This window comes from Paracoccus sp. SSK6, from assembly GCF_039770665.1.
Classification (GTDB): domain Bacteria; phylum Pseudomonadota; class Alphaproteobacteria; order Rhodobacterales; family Rhodobacteraceae; genus Paracoccus.
Genome location: NZ_JBDPNJ010000009.1, coordinates 61,569 through 77,771, shown reverse-complemented (window position 1 = coordinate 77,771; position 16,203 = coordinate 61,569). Strand labels below are relative to the sequence as shown.

General features: G+C 66.3%; 16 protein-coding genes. 11 read left to right on the top strand and 5 right to left on the bottom strand.

What is annotated here, in order from left to right:
- Positions 1–63: 63 nt before the first annotated feature.
- From AAIL68_RS08540 to AAIL68_RS08530, 3 genes are read left to right on the top strand one after another with little or no spacing between them, the layout of a single operon-like run.
- Positions 64–792, top strand: coding sequence for an RNA methyltransferase (locus AAIL68_RS08540; RefSeq protein WP_347139355.1), 729 nt, complete (start codon positions 64–66; stop codon positions 790–792).
- 33 nt (positions 793–825) lie between these two features.
- Positions 826–1,974, top strand: coding sequence for a heme A synthase (gene ctaA / locus AAIL68_RS08535; RefSeq protein WP_347139354.1), 1,149 nt, complete (start codon positions 826–828; stop codon positions 1,972–1,974).
- On the top strand, positions 1,971–3,443 hold the full coding sequence (locus AAIL68_RS08530; RefSeq protein WP_347139353.1) for a carboxypeptidase M32: 1,473 nt from the start codon (positions 1,971–1,973) through the stop codon (positions 3,441–3,443). The genes ctaA and AAIL68_RS08530 overlap by 4 nt, the downstream gene beginning before the upstream one ends.
- A gap of 34 nt (positions 3,444–3,477) precedes the next feature.
- Here the strand turns inward: AAIL68_RS08530 and AAIL68_RS08525 are convergent, their stop codons facing one another.
- Both AAIL68_RS08525 and puuE read right to left on the bottom strand, forming a co-directional pair.
- Positions 3,478–4,383 (bottom strand): bifunctional allantoicase/(S)-ureidoglycine aminohydrolase, encoded by a 906-nt coding sequence (locus AAIL68_RS08525; protein WP_347139351.1) that lies wholly within the window; start codon positions 4,381–4,383, stop codon positions 3,478–3,480.
- Entirely contained in the window at positions 4,380–5,786 is a 1,407-nt protein-coding gene (gene puuE / locus AAIL68_RS08520) for an allantoinase PuuE (protein WP_347139349.1), read from the bottom strand. Before puuE ends, AAIL68_RS08525 begins: the two co-directional genes overlap by 4 nt.
- Before the next feature lie 217 nt (positions 5,787–6,003).
- Here puuE and AAIL68_RS08515 point away from each other — a divergent pair, with 217 nt between their 5' ends.
- Together AAIL68_RS08515 and AAIL68_RS08510 are read left to right on the top strand one after the other, a co-directional pair.
- The gene (locus AAIL68_RS08515; RefSeq protein WP_347139347.1) at positions 6,004–7,305 is read left to right on the top strand and encodes an NCS2 family permease; all 1,302 of its coding nucleotides are present in this window, start codon (positions 6,004–6,006) and stop codon (positions 7,303–7,305) included.
- A 55-nt stretch (positions 7,306–7,360) separates the two neighbouring features.
- Positions 7,361–7,609: a type II toxin-antitoxin system ParD family antitoxin gene (locus AAIL68_RS08510; protein WP_347139345.1), complete on the top strand. Its 249-nt coding sequence runs from the start codon at positions 7,361–7,363 to the stop codon at positions 7,607–7,609.
- On the opposite strand, the gene AAIL68_RS08505 is transcribed toward AAIL68_RS08510, so the two are convergent.
- The 3 genes from AAIL68_RS08505 to AAIL68_RS08495 are packed head-to-tail and all read right to left on the bottom strand — an operon-like array spanning position 7,564 to position 8,917.
- A complete protein-coding gene (locus tag AAIL68_RS08505) occupies positions 7,564–7,896 on the bottom strand; it encodes a hypothetical protein (protein ID WP_347139344.1) in 333 nt (110 codons plus the stop codon). The genes AAIL68_RS08510 and AAIL68_RS08505 overlap by 46 nt on opposite strands.
- A gap of 9 nt (positions 7,897–7,905) precedes the next feature.
- Positions 7,906–8,706: an HTH-type transcriptional regulator BhcR gene (gene bhcR, locus AAIL68_RS08500; RefSeq protein WP_347139342.1), complete on the bottom strand. Its 801-nt coding sequence runs from the start codon at positions 8,704–8,706 to the stop codon at positions 7,906–7,908.
- Positions 8,699–8,917 carry a hypothetical protein gene (locus AAIL68_RS08495; protein ID WP_347139341.1) on the bottom strand — a complete coding sequence of 73 codons (219 nt, stop codon included), beginning with the start codon at positions 8,915–8,917 and terminating at the stop codon, positions 8,699–8,701. The genes bhcR and AAIL68_RS08495 overlap by 8 nt, the downstream gene beginning before the upstream one ends.
- Here AAIL68_RS08495 and bhcA point away from each other — a divergent pair.
- The 6 genes from bhcA to AAIL68_RS08465 are packed head-to-tail and all read left to right on the top strand — an operon-like array spanning position 8,892 to position 16,028.
- Positions 8,892–10,079 (top strand): L-aspartate--glyoxylate aminotransferase BhcA, encoded by a 1,188-nt coding sequence (gene bhcA / locus AAIL68_RS08490; protein ID WP_347139339.1) that lies wholly within the window; start codon positions 8,892–8,894, stop codon positions 10,077–10,079. The two genes, AAIL68_RS08495 and bhcA, sit on opposite strands and share 26 nt — an antisense overlap.
- Positions 10,079–11,038, top strand: coding sequence for a beta-hydroxyaspartate dehydratase BhcB (gene bhcB, locus AAIL68_RS08485; RefSeq protein ID WP_347139338.1), 960 nt, complete (start codon positions 10,079–10,081; stop codon positions 11,036–11,038). The genes bhcA and bhcB overlap by 1 nt, the downstream gene beginning before the upstream one ends.
- 14 nt (positions 11,039–11,052) lie before the next feature.
- The gene (gene bhcC, locus AAIL68_RS08480) at positions 11,053–12,219 is read left to right on the top strand and encodes a 3-hydroxy-D-aspartate aldolase BhcC (protein WP_347139337.1); all 1,167 of its coding nucleotides are present in this window, start codon (positions 11,053–11,055) and stop codon (positions 12,217–12,219) included.
- Complete coding sequence (gene bhcD / locus AAIL68_RS08475) at positions 12,219–13,181, top strand: iminosuccinate reductase BhcD (protein ID WP_347139335.1); 963 nt, start codon at positions 12,219–12,221, stop codon at positions 13,179–13,181. Before bhcC ends, bhcD begins: the two co-directional genes overlap by 1 nt.
- A gap of 35 nt (positions 13,182–13,216) precedes the next feature.
- Positions 13,217–14,695: a nucleobase:cation symporter-2 family protein gene (locus AAIL68_RS08470; protein ID WP_347139334.1), complete on the top strand. Its 1,479-nt coding sequence runs from the start codon at positions 13,217–13,219 to the stop codon at positions 14,693–14,695.
- Positions 14,679–16,028, top strand: a complete 1,350-nt coding sequence (locus tag AAIL68_RS08465; RefSeq protein ID WP_347139332.1) for an 8-oxoguanine deaminase — start codon at positions 14,679–14,681, stop codon at positions 16,026–16,028. Before AAIL68_RS08470 ends, AAIL68_RS08465 begins: the two co-directional genes overlap by 17 nt.
- Positions 16,029–16,203: the final 175 nt, after the last annotated feature.

Genomic DNA, 16,203 nt, shown 5'->3' with positions numbered 1-16,203 from the left:
ACTCCTTTCGGCTGCCCATAGCGCAGCTTGCCGCCCGCCGCCAGACGGACTATCTGCCCCCCCATGCAAAGCACCCGCCTTCCCGTCATCATCCTGGTCCGCCCGCAGATGGGCGAAAACATCGGCGCCGCAGCCCGCGCCATGCTGAACTTCGGCCTGACCGAGATGCGGCTGGTCGATCCCCGCGACGGCTGGCCCAACCCGCGCGCCGTCGCCATGGCCTCGGGCGCGGCGGGGCAAGTGCTGGACCGCGCCCGCATCTATCCGACGCTGGCCGAGGCGATGGAGGGCATCGACTTCGCCTTCGCCACGACCGCGCGGGGGCGGGAACTGTCGAAGCCCGTGCATACCCCCGCCACCGCGATGGAGATGGCGCGCAACCACCAGGGCCGTTGCGCGATCATCTTCGGGCCGGAACGCACGGGGCTGGAAAACGACGACGTGGCCCGCGCCAATGCCATCGTGACCGTGCCGGTCAACCCGGACTTCCCGTCGCTGAACCTGGCGCAGGCCGTGCTGCTGATGGGTTACGAATACGGGCGCGACATCCTGCCCGCCGAGCCATCCCCCCACCATGCCCGCCCCGAAACCATAGCCCTGGCCGACCGCCTGGAGATCGAGAAGCTGGGCGACCACTTCGAGGAAAGGCTGGCCGAGGCGGGCTTCTTCTTTCCCGAAACCAAGGCCGCCTCCATGCGGCTGAACCTGCGCAACATGTGGTCGCGGCTGGCGCTGACGCGTGGCGACGTGCGGATCCTGCACGGGATGCTGCGGCAGTTGACCCGGCGCTGACCCACCCCTACTGTCCGCCTGAAGGAGCAAGCGATGGCCAAGCGCCCCGTTTTCGAGGAAGTCTCGGACCCCACCGCCACCAGCCGCCCCGTCGCCACGACCGGCATGATCGATGCGGCACCGCGCGGCGCGCGCCGGGCGATCCGCGCCTGGCTGGTGGTTCTGTTCGTGCTGGTGCTGGCGATGATCGCGCTTGGCGGGGCGACCCGGCTGACCGGATCGGGCCTGTCCATCACCGAATGGGCGCCGGTCACGGGCACGATCCCGCCGCTGAACGAAGCGGATTGGCAAGCGGAATTTGATGCTTACAAGCAGATCCCCCAATATGTCGAGGTCAACCCGGACATGGATCTGGCGGGCTTCAAGCAGATTTATCTGTGGGAATGGGCGCATCGCCTGCTGGGCCGGCTGATCGGCCTTGTCTGGGCGGTGGGCTTTGTCTTCTTCCTGGCGACCCGGCGCATCCCGACCGGCTGGACCCCACGCCTGCTGGGGCTTGGCGCGCTTGGCGGGCTGCAGGGCGCCATTGGCTGGTGGATGGTCAGTTCCGGCCTGGTCGAAGGGATGACCCGCGTCGCCTCGTATCGGCTGGCGACGCATCTGGGGCTTGCCTTTGTCATCATGGGCCTGATCGCCTGGTATGTCCTGCTGCTGGGGCGCAGCGAGGCCGACCTGCTGCGTGCCCGCCGCGCCGGCGAGGCAAAGCTGTTTTCCATGTCCACCGGCCTGATGCACCTGGCCTTCGTGCAGATCCTGATCGGCGCGCTTGTCGCGGGCATCGACGCGGGCCGCACCTATACCGGCTGGCCGACCATGGGCGGCGAATGGATCCCCGAGGCGATCTGGGATCCGGCGCTTGGCTGGCGCAACCTGTTCGAGAACCCGGCCCTGGTGCAGTTCGTCCACCGCATGACCGGCTATCTGCTGGCGATCTTTGCCGTGGTGGTCTGGCTGCGCGCCCGCCGTTCGCCCCATCCGGTGACGCGCGGCGCCTTCACGGTGATGATCGTGGCGGTGGCGGTGCAGGTGGGCCTGGGGATCATGAACGTTGTCCACGCCTCGCCCCTGGGGCTGGCGCTGGCGCATCAGGTCGGCGCGGTCGCGCTGTTTGCACTTATCATCCGGGCGCGGCATCATGCACGCTTTCCGCATGAAACCTCGGTCAGGGGGACCATCCGATGACGGCCATCAACGACCTGCTTGCCTTTCAGCGCCAGACCGAGGCGCTGTCCTCGGTCGCCGAACGCCTCGGCTGGGACCAGGAAACCGTCATGCCGCGCGGCGCGGTCGAGCAGCGGGCCGAGGAGATGGCCGCGATGGAGGCCGTGCTGCACGAGCGCCGCACCGACCCCCGCATCGGCGAATGGCTGGAGGTTGCTGAACCGCAGTCCGATGCCGAGGCCCGGTCGCTGGAACTGATCGCGCGCGATTTCAACCGCGCAAGCCGCGTCCCCGCGCAACTGGCGCAGGAACTGGCGCGCGTGACATCGCTGTCCCAGGGCATCTGGGCCGCAGCGCGCGCCAACGACGCGCCCGAGGATTTCCTGCCCACGCTGGACCAGGTTCTGGTTCTGAAACAGGACGAGGCCGCCGCAATCGCCGATGGCGGCGATCCCTATGACGCGCTGCTGGACGATTACGAACAGGGCATGACGGGGGCGCAGATCGCTGCGCTGTTCGACACCATGCGCCCGCGCCTGGTGGCGCTGCGAGAGGAGGTGCTGGGTTCCGACAACCAGCCGCAGCCGCTGACCGGCCATTTCCCGCAGGAAACCCAGATCCGGCTGGCCCGCATCTGCGCGACGGCCTTCGGCTATGACTGGTCGCGGGGGCGGATGGACATCGCGGTCCACCCCTTCAGCAGCGGCCGCTGGCAGGACAGCCGCATCACCACGCGGGTGGTGGAAACCGATCCCTTCAACTGCCTTTATTCGACCATCCACGAGGTCGGCCATTCCAGTTACGAACTGGGCATCGACGACGACTATGCCTTCACGCCGCTGGGCCGGGGCGTGTCGATGGGCGTCCACGAAAGCCAGAGCCGGATTTACGAAAACCAGTTGGGCCGTGGCCGCGCCTTCACGGGCTGGCTGTTCAACCGCATGTCCGACGCCTTCGACGGGCTGAACATCACCGACGCCGACGCCTTCCACGCCACCGTGAACCGCGTCACGCCGGGCTTCATCCGCACCGAGGCGGACGAGGTTCAATACAACCTGCACATCATGATGCGCTTCGATCTGGAGCGCGACCTGATCTCGGGGCGGCTCTCCACCGACGACCTGCCCGAGGCCTGGAACGCACGCTTTCTGCGCGATTTCGGTGTGGCGGTGGACCGTCCGGCGAATGGCGTCCTGCAGGACGTGCATTGGGCGGTGGGCCTGTTCGGATACTTCCCGACCTATGCCCTGGGCAATGTCTATGCAGGCTGCCTGAACGCGGCAATGCGGGACGCGGTGCCCGATCTGGACGTCGCGCTTGCCGCAGGCGATGCCGCGCCCGCCGTCGAATGGCTGCGCGAGAACGTGCAGCGCCATGGCGGCTTGATGCGCCCGCGCGCGCTGATCGAGGAGGCGACGGGTGCGGATGTCTCGCCCGAGCCGCTGCTGGCTTACCTGGAGCAGAAGTTCGGCCGGATCTACGACCTGTAACGGAAAAGGCCGGGCATCGCGCCCGGCCTTTCGCCTACCTGTTCGGCCACAAGGGCGCGTGTCGGTTCACGTCCTTGTAGAGCAGATACCGGAACGGCCCCGGCCCGCCCGCATAGCAGGCCTGCGGGCAGAAGGCGCGCAGCCACATGTAGTCGCCGGGGCCCACCTCGACCCAGTCGCGGTTCAGGCGATAGACCGCCTTGCCTTCCAGAACGAACAGGCCGTGTTCCATCACATGGGTTTCGGCAAAGGGGATGGATCCGCCGGGTTTGAACGTGACCACGGTGATGTGCATGTCGTGGCGCAGGTCGGCCGGGTCCATGAAGCGGGTCGTGCCCCAGGCCCCGTCGGTGTCGGGCATCATGGACGGCGCGATGTCCTGTTCCTGCGCGACGATCGGATCGGGGCGGCTGACCCCCTCGACCGGCTGCCACCGCTTGCGCCACCAGTGAAAGCCGGTGTTGCCCGGCGTGGTGTTCCTGACCGACCAGGCGCAGCCCGGCGGGACATAGGCGAAGCCGCCGGGGGTCAGCAGGTGTTCGGTGCCGTCGATGGTGACGGACATGGACCCGCCGGTGACGAACAGGGCGTGCTGGATTTCGGGATCGTCGTCGGGGCTGTCCGATCCGCCGCCCTCGGCCAGTTCCACGATGTACTGGCTGAAGGTCTCGGCAAAACCCGAGAGGGGCCGGGCGATCATCCACATGCGCATCCCGGTCCAGCCGGGCAGGTAGGAGGTCACGATGTCGCGCATCACGGTGCGGGGGATCACCGCATAGGCCTCGGTGAAGACCGCCGTGTCGGTGGTCAGGCCGGTCTGCGGCGGCAGGCCCGCCACCGGACCGGCATAGGGCGTGGGCTGCGGCTGGGGACGCGGCACCGGGGCCACGTCGCCCGTGGGCGCGCCGGCGGGGGGAAGGTCGGGGGACAGATCGGTCATTTCAGGGCCTCTTTCAGGCGAAGCTCGCCGATGCGCATCACCTGGCGTTCGGCCTCGGCGCGCTCGGTCGGGGTGTCGTTGTCGATGCGGGCCTGCATGGCGCGCATGATGCCGGGCTTGTCGTGGTCGCGCACGGCGATGATGAAGGGGAAGCCATGCTTGGCGACATAGGCTTCGTTGAGGCGCGTGAAGGTTTCGCGTTCCTCGTCCGTCAGGCTGTCGAGGCCCGCGCTGGCCTGTTCGGCGGTGCTGTCCGCCGTCAGCCGTTTCGCCTGCGCCAGCTTGCCCGCCAGATCGGGGTGGGCGATCAGCACGCCCAGCCGTTCTTCGTCGGAGGCGTTGCGGAAGACCTGCGCCATGCGCGAGGCAAGGCCCGCCGCGCTGTCATGGACCGCACCCATTTCCCCGTCCCAGACCCGTTCGGCGATGAAGGGCGAATGTTCGTAGATGCCGCCGAACTTCTGGACGAACTCCTCGCGCGACATCTCGGACGGACGCTGGCGGGGCTGGAAGGGATGCACCTTGGCCCAATGGCGGGCGATGTCCAGGCGCGTGGCGAACCAGACGCCCTCATGGCTGCGCGCGTGGTCCAGGAATCGCTGGATCGCCATCGCGCGCCCCGGACGCCCGGCCAGGCGGCAGTGCAACCCGATCGACATCATCTTGGGCGCGCCCGCCGCGCCTTCGGCATAAAGCACATCGAAGCTGTCGCGGAGATAGTCGAAGAACTCCACCCCCGTGCCGAATCCCTGGCCCGATGAAAAGCGCATGTCGTTGGCATCCATCGTATAAGGCACCATCAGCTGCGGCTTGCCGTTGTGGACATGCCAATAGGGCAGGTCGTCGGCAATCGTGTCGGCCAGGTATTCGAAGCCGCCTTCCTCGCAGCCAAGCGCCACCGTGTTCATGGACGTGCGACCCTGGTAGAAGCCGCGCGGGCGTTCCCCGGTGATGCGGGTGTGCAGGTCGATGGCGCGGGCGATATGCTCGGCTTCGACCTCTCGCGGGGTGTCGCGATAGTCGATCCATTTCAGGCCATGGGTCGCGATTTCCCAGCCAGCCGCCTTCATGGCCGCGACCTGTTCGGGGCTGCGCTCCAGCGCGGTCGCCACGCCATAGACGGTCACGGGGATGTCGCGCAGCATCCGGTGCAGCCGCCAGAACCCCGCCCGCGCGCCATAGTCATAGATCGATTCCATGTTCCAGTGGCGCATGCCGGGCCAGGGCTGGCAGCCGATGATCTCGGACAGGAAGGCCTCGGAGGCCGCGTCGCCATGCTCGATGCTGTTCTCGCCGCCTTCCTCGTAGTTGACAACGATCTGCACCGCGATCCGGGCGCCGCCGGGCCATTGCGGGTCGGGCGTGGTTTCTCCATATCCTCGCAAGTCGCGGCTATAGCGCATCGGGCATCCTTTCTGTGGCAGCGTGGCCACAGCAAACCGCGTAAGAGCCCGCGCGGCAAGCGGGCGGCGGCACAATTCAGTATCAACGAATCAGAAAAGATCGCCGCTGTTTCAAATAGCTGTTGAAAGACTTGCGGGCTGCGGCTGATTGTTGGCTCAATCACGGCCCCCCATAAGCTGCGTCCATCGCGGTCGGAGGAGCCGCATGGAGGGACACATGGAACGCTACTTCAAGCTGTCGCAGCATGGCAGCACGGTCAGGACCGAGGTAATCGCCGGCATCACCACCTTCCTGACCATGGCCTATATCATCTTCGTCAACCCGGCCATTCTGTCCACCACGGGGATGGACAGCAACGCCGTCTTCATCGCCACCTGCCTGGCCGCCGCCATCGGGTCGGCGGTGATGGGGCTGTGGGCGAACTGGCCCATCGGCATGGCGCCCGGCATGGGGCTGAACGCATTCTTCGCCTTCACGGTCGTGGGCGCCATGGGATTTACCTGGCAGCAGGCGCTGGGTGCGGTCTTTATCAGCGGCATCATCTTCCTGATCCTGTCGGCCACGGGCATCCGCCGCTGGCTGGTGGCCGGGATCCCCTTGTCGATGCGCAGCGGCGTGGCGGCGGGGATCGGCATGTTCCTGGGCATCATCGCGCTGAAATCGTCGGGCATCGTCGTCGGCAACGAGGCGACGCTTGTCGCGCTTGGCGACCTGACCAACGCCGGCACGCTGCTGACGATCCTGGGCTTCTTCATCATCGTGGCGCTTGACGCGCTGCGCGTGACGGGCGCGATCCTGATCGGCATCCTGATCGTCACGGTCGCCGCCATCCTGCTGGGCGTCAGCCAGTTCGGGGGCATCATGTCGATGCCGCCGTCCATCGCGCCGACGCTGCTGCAACTGGATGTCATGGGGGCGCTGCACTACGGCATCTTCCACGTCATCCTGGTCATGGTCCTGGTCGAGGTCTTCGACGCCACCGGCACGCTGATCGGCGTGGCCAAGCGCGCGGGCCTGCTGAAGGAAGGCCCGGCCCATACCAATCCCGGCCTGTCGCGCGCGCTGATGGCGGATTCGACGGCGATCACGGTGGGGTCGATGCTGGGCACCTCGTCCACGACGGCCTATGTCGAAAGCGCCTCGGGCGTGCAGGCGGGCGGGCGCACGGGGCTGACCGCCCTTGTCGTGGCCGTGCTGTTCCTGCTGGCGATGTTCTTCGCGCCGCTGGCCGGATCGGTCCCCGCCTATGCCACCGCGCCCGCGCTGCTCTATGTGGCGACCCTGATGGTGCGCGAACTGGCCGAGATCGCGTGGGAGGACGTGACCGAGGCCGCCCCCGCCGTGCTGACCGCCCTGGCGATGCCCTTCACCTATTCCATCGCCAACGGCCTGGCCTTCGGCTTCATCAGCTATGCCGTGATCAAGCTGCTGACCGGCAGGGCATCCCAGGTCCATGCCGCGACCTGGATCGTGGCCGCGCTGTTCGTCATCAAGTTCGCCTTCTTCGGCGGGCACTGATTTACAGACTTTGACAAAGATCGTAGGCTTCGCGAGAGATCGCGGAGCCTTTCCCATGCATGTTTCCCTGACCGAAAAGCTGGAAGACTATGTCCGCCAGAAGGTCGCCTCGGGCCTTTACAACAACGCCTCCGAGGTGATCCGGGAGGCGCTGCGCCTGAAGATCGCCACCAAGGAAAGCGACGAGGCCAGGTTGCAGCGCCTGCGCGAGGCAATCGACATCGGCTGGCAGCAGGCCGAACGAGGGGAGTTCGCGGATTATTCGCTGGAAAAATCGCTGGCGAAGCTGCGTGCCGAAGGATGACCGGGCGCTTCCGGCTTTCCCATCAGGCCGAGGCGGACTTTGACGACATTGGTCTTTACACGAAGGACAACTAGGGTGCCGGTCAGGCCGAAAGATACCTGACGCAGCTTGACCAGGCCTTTCATGTCTTGCCGCAAACGCCGGCCCTCGGGCGGGATTGCGGCGAATTGAGGGCCGGCCTTTTGTCGATGACCTGCAACCGCCATGTCATCTTCTTCCGGCGCGATCCTGCCGCGACCGTGGAAATCCTGCGCTTCCTGCATCAGCGCATGGATTTCCAGCGGCACTTGCAGGCTTCATCCGCCCATGGCCTGGCTCAGCTCGGCGGCCGCTGCCGCCACGACGGCGCCCAGCGTCTTGACATGCTCGTGCCCGATGCGATGCGTGGGGCCGCTGACGCTGACGCCGGCGATGGCCTCGCCCGTCAGGTCGAAGACCGGGGCGGCTATGCAGCGCATTCCCCGTGTCCGCTCCTCGTCGTCGAAGGAAAAGCCGCGGGACCGGATGCGGGCCATGTCTTCCGTCAGCGCGTCAGGCGTGGTCAGGGTCTTGTCTGTGAACCGCGTCAGGGTAGTGCCGTCCAGATAGCTGCGCAACACCTCATCCCGGCCAAAGGCCAGCAGCGCCTTGCCGATGCCGGATGCGTGCAGCGGCGAGCGGGTGCCGGGCGGGAAGAAGGCGCGGATCGTCTCGTGCGTCTCGGCCTGGCTGACGAACAGCACCGCGTCGCCGTTCAGGATGCCCAGGTTCGCGGTCTCTCCCGTATGCTTCATCAGGTTCTGCAGGATCGGGCGCGCGCGTTCCACGATGCCGGACCGGCGCATGAAGGCCGATCCCAGCCGGAAGGTCGCGGAGCCGATGTTCCAGGCCTGCGTGGCCGGATCGCTTTCCACCATGCCGCGCGCGGCCAGCGAATGCAGCAGGCGGTGGACGGTCGAGGGCGACTGTTCCATCCGCTCGGCCACCTCGGACAGCGTCAGGCCCGGATGTGCGGCCAGCAGGTCCAGCATGTCCAGCGCGCGGTCCAGCACCTGCACGGTGCCGCCCGATTCTTTCGTGCTGCGGGGGCGGCCCCGGCGACGGATGGGTTCAGACATTTTCGCCCTTTTCTAAAGAATAAGTTTCAGAAACCGCTATAATCGAACGCACGGCCTGAAAAATGACAAGTCCATGTTCAAGCTTGCTGATTCCGCTTTTATCGTCAAAATGGAAATGTTTTCCAGAAAAATTGTGACCTCGGGTCAGAACGGCTATCATGGGGCCTATCAGAGGAGGAAGAGCCATGACCAGCCAGAATCCCGTGTTCATTCCCGGCCCGACCAATATCCCCGAGGTGCTGCGCAAGGCCGTGGACATGCCCACGATCGACCACCGCAGCCCGGTCTTCGGACGGATCCTGCATCCGGCCCTGGAAGGGGTGAAGAAGGTGCTGAAGACCACTCAGGGGCAGGTCTTCGTCTTCCCCTCGACCGGGACCGGCGGGTGGGAAACCGCGATCACCAACACGCTGTCGCCCGGCGACAAGGTTCTGGCGACGCGCAACGGCATGTTCAGCCACCGCTGGATCGACATGTGCCAGCGTCACGGCCTTGACGTGCAGGTCGTCACCCAGGAATGGGGCGAAGGCATCCCGGCCGACCGCTTCGAGGAGATCCTGACCGCCGACAAGGGCCATCAGATTAAGGTCGTCCTGGCCACGCATAACGAGACCGCCACCGGCGTGCGCAGCGACATCGCCGCCGTCCGCCGCGCGCTGGACAACGCGGGCCATCCGGCGCTGCTGTTCGTGGACGGTGTGTCGTCCATCGGGTGCTATGATTTCCGCATGGACGAATGGGGCGTCGATGTGGCCGTGACCGGCAGCCAGAAGGGCTTCATGCTGCCCCCCGGCCTGGCCATCGTGGGCTTCTCGCCCAAGGCCATGGCGGCGGTGGAAAACGCCAGGCTGCCGCGCACCTTCTTCGACATCCGCGACATGGCCAAGGGCTATGCCAACAACGGCTATCCCTACACGCCCCCGGTCGGGCTGCTGAACGGGCTGAACATGGCCTGCGACATGCTGCTGGACGAGGGGCTGGAGAATGTCTTTGCCCGCCACCACCGCATCGCCGAGGGCGTGCGCCGCGCGGTCGCGGCCTGGGGGATGCAGCTTTGCGCCAAGCGGCCCGAGCTTTATTCCGACAGTGTCAGCGCGATCCGCACGCCGGAAGGCTTTGACGCCAACAAAATCGTCAGCCACGCGCTGAACGCCTATGGCGTGGCCTTCGGCACCGGGCTTGGCGATGTCGCGGGCAAGGTCTTCCGCATCGGCCACCTGGGCAGCCTGACCGACGTGATGGCCCTGTCTGGCATCGCCACGGCGGAGATGGTCATGGCCGACCTGGGCCTGCCGGTGAAGCTGGGCGCGGGCGTCGCCGCCGCGCAGGACCATTACCGGCAAAGCGTGCCTGCCATGCAAAAGGCCGCGTGATGAAGGACGCCATGTATATCCCGACCTACGAGGACATGCTGGCCGCGCATGAGCGTATCCAGCCCTATATCCGCCGCACGCCGGTCCGCACCTCGGACTATCTGAACGACCTGACCGGCGCGCAGTTGTTCTTCAAATGCGAGAACTTCCAGGAGCCGGGGGCCTTCAAGGTCCGCGGCGCCGCCAACGCGGTCTTCGGCCTGGACGAGCGCCAAGCCGCCAAGGGCGTGGCGACCCATTCCAGCGGCAACCACGCGTCCTGCCTGTCCTATGCCGCCATGCGCCGGGGCATCCCCTGCAACGTGGTCATGCCGCGTACCGCGCCCCAGGCCAAGAAGGACACCGTGCGCCGCTATGGCGGGGTCATCACGGAATGCGAGCCGTCCACGTCTTCGCGCGAGGCGACCTTTGCCGAGGTGCAGGCGCGGACCGGAGGCGATTTCGTCCACCCCTACAACGACCCGCGCGTGATCGCCGGGCAGGGCACCTGTTCCAAGGAATTCATGGAGCAGACCGACGGCCTCGACATGGTGGTCGCGCCCATCGGCGGCGGCGGCATGATCTCGGGCACCTGCCTGACGCTTGCGACGCTGGCCCCGGAAACGCGGGTGATCGCGGCGGAACCCGAACAGGCCGACGACGCCTATCGCAGCTTCAAGGCGGGCCATATCATCGCCGACGACGCGCCCAAGACCATCGCGGACGGGCTGCTGGTTCCGTTGAAGGATCTGACCTGGCATTTCGTCAGCAACCACGTGTCCGAGATCTATACCGCCTCGGACGCGGAAATCATTGACGCGATGAAGCTGATCTGGAAGCACCTGCGCGTCGTGATGGAGCCCAGCAGCGCCGTGCCGCTGGCGACCATCCTGAAGAACCGCGACGCATTCACCGGCAAGCGCGTCGGCATCATCATCACCGGCGGCAATGTCGATCTCGACAAGCTGCCTTGGATCTGAGCGAGGGTTTAACCATGAACGCACCCGTGAACTTCGACAACCTGGAAGTCGGCTTCGACGTGCCCGCGCTGCCCGGCATGGACGAGGCGGACATCCAGACGCCCTGCCTGATCCTCGATCTGGACGCGCTGGAGCGGAACATCAAGAAGATGGGCGATTACGCCAAGGCGCACGGGATGCGCCACCGGGCGCATGGCAAGATGCACAAGTCCGTGGACGTGCTGAAGCTGCAGATGGACCTGGGCGGCGCCATCGGCGTCTGCTGCCAGAAGGTGTCCGAGGCCGAGGTCTTTGCCCGCGCCGGCATCAAGGACATCCTGGTTTCCAACCAGGTGCGCGACCTGGCCAAGATCGACCGGCTGGCCCGCCTGCCCAAGATCTCGGGCGGCCGGATCATCGTCTGCGTCGATGACGTGGCGAACGTGGCCGACCTGTCGGCGGCGGCGCAAAAGCATGGCACGACCATCGAATGCTTCGTGGAGATCGACTGCGGCGCGGGCCGCTGCGGCGTGAAGACGACCCCGGAAGTGGTCGAGATCGCCAAGGCCATCGACGCCGCACCGGGGCTGAAATTCACCGGCATCCAGGCTTACCAGGGCGCGATGCAGCACATGGACAGCTTCGAGGACCGCAAGGCCAAGCTGGACGCGGCCATCGCCCAGGTGACGGATGCGGTCGAGGCGCTGAAGGCCGAAGGGCTGGAGCCGGAACTGGTTTCGGGCGGCGGCACCGGCAGCTATTACTTCGAGAGCAACTCGGGCGTTTACAACGAACTCCAGTGCGGCTCCTACGCCTTCATGGACGCGGACTATGGCCGCATCCACGACAAGGACGGCAAGCGGATCGACCAGGGCGAATGGGAGAACGCGCTGTTCATCCTGACCTCCGTCATGTCGCACGCCAAGCCGCATCTGGCGGTGGTGGACGCGGGCCTCAAGGCGCAGTCGGTCGATAGCGGGCTGCCCTTCATCTATGGCCGCGACGACGTGAAATACATCAAGTGCAGCGACGAGCATGGCGTGGTCCAGGACGACAACGGCGTTCTCAAGGTCAACGAGAAGCTGCGGCTGGTGCCGGGCCATTGCGACCCGACCTGCAACGTCCACGACTGGTATGTCGGCGTGCGGAACGGCAAGGTGGAAACCCTGTGGCCGGTTTCGGCGCGCGGGAAGGCCTATTGATGTGGGTCGTTCCTGAGAGTGAGATCGCCGGGCTGATGACCCCCGAGGCCGCGTTCGACGCGGTCGAGGCGGTCTTCGCCGCCATGGCGCGGGGGGATGCCTACAACTTCCCCGTCGTGCGCGAGGCGATCGGGCATGAAGACGCGCTTTACGGCTTCAAGGGCGGCTTCGACGGGGCGGGGCTGACCCTTGGCCTCAAGGCCGGGGGCTATTGGCCGAACAACCAGAAGCACGGGCTGATCAACCACCAGTCCACCGTGTTCCTGTTCGACCCCGATACCGGGCGCGTGTCGGCGGCGGTAGGGGGGAACCTGCTGACCGCCCTGCGCACGGCGGCCGCAAGTGCGGTGTCCAGCAAATACCTGGCCCCCCAGGGCGCCAAGGTTCTGGGCATGATCGGGGCGGGCCACCAGTCCGCCTTCCAGATGCGCGCCGCCGTCCGCTTCGGCAATTTCGAGAAGGTCATCGGCTGGAACCCGCACCCCGAGATGCTGACCCGCCTGGCCGACACCGCGACCGAACTGGGCCTGCCCTTCGAGGCGGTGGAACTGCCGCAACTGGGGGCCGAGGCGGATGTCATCATCTCGATCACCTCGGCCTTCGAGCCGCTGCTGATGGACGGCCATGTCCAAGGGCCCACGCATATCGCAGCCATGGGCACCGATACCAAGGGCAAGCAGGAACTGGACCCGGCGCTTGTCGCCCGCGCGCGGCTGTTCACGGACGAGGTCGCCCAGTCGCTCAGCATCGGTGAATTCCAGCACGCAAGCGCGCAGAAGCTGATTTCCGACGGCGATGTCACCGCGATCGGCCAAGTCATCATCGGCAATCATCCGGGGCGCGGCGATGCCGAGGTCACGATCTTTGACGGAACCGGGGTCGGGCTGCAGGATCTGGCAGTCGCGGGCGCCGTGGTCGAACTGGCCAAACAAAAAGGAAAGGCCATCGACGTAGAAATCTGACAAGAACAAGACAAACGTGGAAAGGGAGGTCCGCAATGTCTGACGCAACCTATCAGGGCAGCACCCATCCGGTGGATGAGGTGCTGCCCGCGCCCAAGCTGCTGACGCTTGGGTTCCAGCATGTGCTGGTCATGTATGCGGGCGCCATCGCGGTCCCGCTGATCGTGGGCCGCGCGCTGGCCCTGCCGCCCGAGGAGGTGGCGTTCCTGATTTCCGCCGACCTGTTCGTCTGCGGCATCGTGTCCATCATCCAGAGCCTTGGCGCGACCCAGTGGTTCGGCATCAAGCTGCCGGTGATGATGGGCGTGACATTCGCCTCGGTCGGACCGATGGTGGCGGTCGCAAGCTCCACCCCCGGCCATGACGGGGCGCGCGCCCTGTTCGGGGCCATCATCGCGGCGGGGATCATCGGCATCCTGATCGCGCCCTTCATATCCAAGATGCTGCGCTTCTTTCCACCGGTCGTGACGGGCACGCTGATCCTGACCATCGGCATCAGCCTGATGCCCATCGGCATCAACTGGATCTTCGGGCTGCAGGTCGGCCCGACCGCGCCGAAGATCGTCGATCCCGAAGCCGCCGCCTGGCTGGAGGCCGCCCGCGCGGCGGGCGAGGTGCCCGCCAGCGTGACCCTGGCGCCGACGGTGCAGAACCCGCTCTATGCGTCTGGGCAGAACCTTCTGATCGCGGTGCTGGTGCTGGGCACGATCCTGATTGTGTCGAAATTCGCGCGGGGCTTTCTGTCCAACATCGCCGTTCTGGTCGGCATCATCGTCGGCGGCATCGTCGCGGCCATCCTGGGCATGATGAACTTCGACAAGGTCGCGTCGGCGGAATGGTTCGCGGTCATCAAGCCGTTCCATTTCGGGATGCCGACATTCGATCCGATCATGATCGCCACCATGGTCCTGGTCATGCTGGTCACGCTGATCGAATCGACGGGCATGTTCCTGGCGCTTTCCGACATTTGCAAGAAGCCGCTGGAACAGAAGGCCCTGGCCGCAGGACTGCGCGCCGACGGGTTGGGCACGGCCATCGGGGGCATCTTCAACACCTTTCCTTACACTTCGTTCAGCCAGAACGTGGGTCTTGTCGGCGTGACCGGCATCCGGTCGCGCTTCGTCTGCGTGGCGGGCGGCGCGATCATGATCGTGCTGGGGCTGATCCCGAAGATGGGCGCGCTTGTCGAAAGCCTGCCCACGACCGTCCTGGGCGGTGCGGGGCTGGTGATGTTCGGCATGGTCGCGGCCACGGGTGTGCGCATTCTGGCGCGCGTCGATTTCGCGACGAACCGGCACAACCTGTTCATCGTCGCGATTTCCGTGGGCATGGGGATGATCCCGCTGGTGGCGCCGAACTTCAACCAGTGGATGCCCCATGCGATCCATCCGCTGATCCATTCCGGCATCCTGCTGGCGGCGATCAGCGCGGTGATCCTCAACTGGTTCTACAACGGCGCGGTCCAGGTGAGCGAGGAAGAACTGCGAGCGGCGGGCCATGTCGCGGACCACTAGGACGCTGATCCGGGGGGCCGAGGTTGTCGTCACGATGGACGACAGCCGCCGGGAAATCGCCGGGGGCGATGTCCTGATCGAAAACGGAAAGATCGTCGCGGCGGGTGAGAACCTGCCGCGCGATGGCGCCGAGGTCATCGAGGCTGGGGGCTGCGTCGTCACGCCCGGTCTGGTCAACACCCACCACCACCTGTTCCAGACCCTGACCCGCGCGGTGCCCGCCGCGCAGGACGCGGCGCTGTTCGGCTGGCTGCGCACGCTCTATCCCATCTGGTCGCGGATGACGCCCGACGACATCCGCCTGTCGGCCGAGGTGGGTCTAGCCGAACTGGCGCTGTCGGGCTGCACCTGTTCGTCGGATCACCTGTATCTGTTCCCGAACGGCGCGCGCCTGGACGACAGCATCGAGGCCGCGCAGAAGGTGGGCATCCGCTTCACTGCCACCCGCGGCGCCATGTCCATCGGCGAAAGCAAGGGGGGCCTGCCGCCCGACGCCCTGGTCGAGGACGAGGCAGCCATCCTGCGCGACAGCGAGCGGGTCGTGGACGCGTTCCACCAGGCGGGCGAGGGCGCGATGGTGCAGGTGGCGCTCGCCCCCTGTTCGCCCTTCTCGGTCAGCCGCGAGTTGATGCGGGATGCGGCGGTCCTGGCGCGGGAAAAGGGCGTGCGGCTGCACACCCACCTGGCCGAGAATGACGAGGATATCCGTTATTCGCTGGACAACTTCGGGATGCTGCCGGGCGATTACGCCGAAAGCCTGGGCTGGACCGGCGACGATGTGTGGCACGCGCATTGCGTGAAGCTGTCGGCGCCCGAGATCGACCTGTTCGCCCGCACCGGCACCGGGGTCGCGCATTGCCCCTGTTCCAACGCGCGGCTGGCCAGCGGCATCGCCCCTGTCCGCGCGATGCGCGACGCGGGCGTGCCGGTGGGCCTTGGCGTCGATGGTTCGGCCAGCAACGATTGCAGCCATCTGGGGCTGGAGGCGCGGCAGGCCATGCTGGTCGCGCGGTTGCGTGACGGTCCCGCCGCCATGGGCGGGCGCGAGGCGCTGGAGATCGCGACACTGGGCGGTGCCCGCGTCTTGGGGCGCAGCGACATCGGTGCGCTGAAGCCAGGGATGCAGGCCGATCTGGTGCTGTGGGATGTGTCGGATCTGCCGCTGGCGGGTCAGTGGGATCCGGTCGCGGCGCTGGTCTTCTGCGCACCGATCCGGCCCCGCGCGGTCTATGTCGGGGGCAGGGCGGTGGTCAGCGATCACCACCTGCTGACCGCCGATCCGCGTGATCTGCGGGCGCGTGCAGAAAAGGCCGTTGCGCGCCTGGCGGGCTGAGGCTGGGGGGCTGTCTGCCCCCCACGCGCCTTGCGCGTTCCCCCCGAGGATATTTTTCCAAAGGTGAACAGCGGATTTTCTACGAAATCTTAAGACTACCTTGCTTATGGTCCCCCTCGCACGCGCGCAGGGGGATCGGTTATTCAAGAAAACAGCAAAAATGAGGGAGGGCGAT

Coding starts and splice junctions, on each gene's coding strand:
- AAIL68_RS08465 (WP_347139332.1), top strand. CDS start 14,679: ATGTCGCGGACCACTAGGACGCTGATCCGGGGGGCCGAGGTTGTCGTC.
- bhcC (WP_347139337.1), top strand. CDS start 11,053: ATGAACGCACCCGTGAACTTCGACAACCTGGAAGTCGGCTTCGACGTG.
- bhcA (WP_347139339.1), top strand. CDS start 8,892: ATGACCAGCCAGAATCCCGTGTTCATTCCCGGCCCGACCAATATCCCC.
- AAIL68_RS08495 (WP_347139341.1), bottom strand. CDS start 8,917: ATGAACACGGGATTCTGGCTGGTCATGGCTCTTCCTCCTCTGATAGGC.
- ctaA (WP_347139354.1), top strand. CDS start 826: ATGGCCAAGCGCCCCGTTTTCGAGGAAGTCTCGGACCCCACCGCCACC.
- AAIL68_RS08540 (WP_347139355.1), top strand. CDS start 64: ATGCAAAGCACCCGCCTTCCCGTCATCATCCTGGTCCGCCCGCAGATG.
- bhcB (WP_347139338.1), top strand. CDS start 10,079: ATGAAGGACGCCATGTATATCCCGACCTACGAGGACATGCTGGCCGCG.
- AAIL68_RS08515 (WP_347139347.1), top strand. CDS start 6,004: ATGGAACGCTACTTCAAGCTGTCGCAGCATGGCAGCACGGTCAGGACC.
- AAIL68_RS08525 (WP_347139351.1), bottom strand. CDS start 4,383: ATGACCGATCTGTCCCCCGACCTTCCCCCCGCCGGCGCGCCCACGGGC.
- AAIL68_RS08530 (WP_347139353.1), top strand. CDS start 1,971: ATGACGGCCATCAACGACCTGCTTGCCTTTCAGCGCCAGACCGAGGCG.
- puuE (WP_347139349.1), bottom strand. CDS start 5,786: ATGCGCTATAGCCGCGACTTGCGAGGATATGGAGAAACCACGCCCGAC.
- AAIL68_RS08470 (WP_347139334.1), top strand. CDS start 13,217: ATGTCTGACGCAACCTATCAGGGCAGCACCCATCCGGTGGATGAGGTG.
- bhcD (WP_347139335.1), top strand. CDS start 12,219: ATGTGGGTCGTTCCTGAGAGTGAGATCGCCGGGCTGATGACCCCCGAG.
- bhcR (WP_347139342.1), bottom strand. CDS start 8,706: ATGTCTGAACCCATCCGTCGCCGGGGCCGCCCCCGCAGCACGAAAGAA.
- AAIL68_RS08510 (WP_347139345.1), top strand. CDS start 7,361: ATGCATGTTTCCCTGACCGAAAAGCTGGAAGACTATGTCCGCCAGAAG.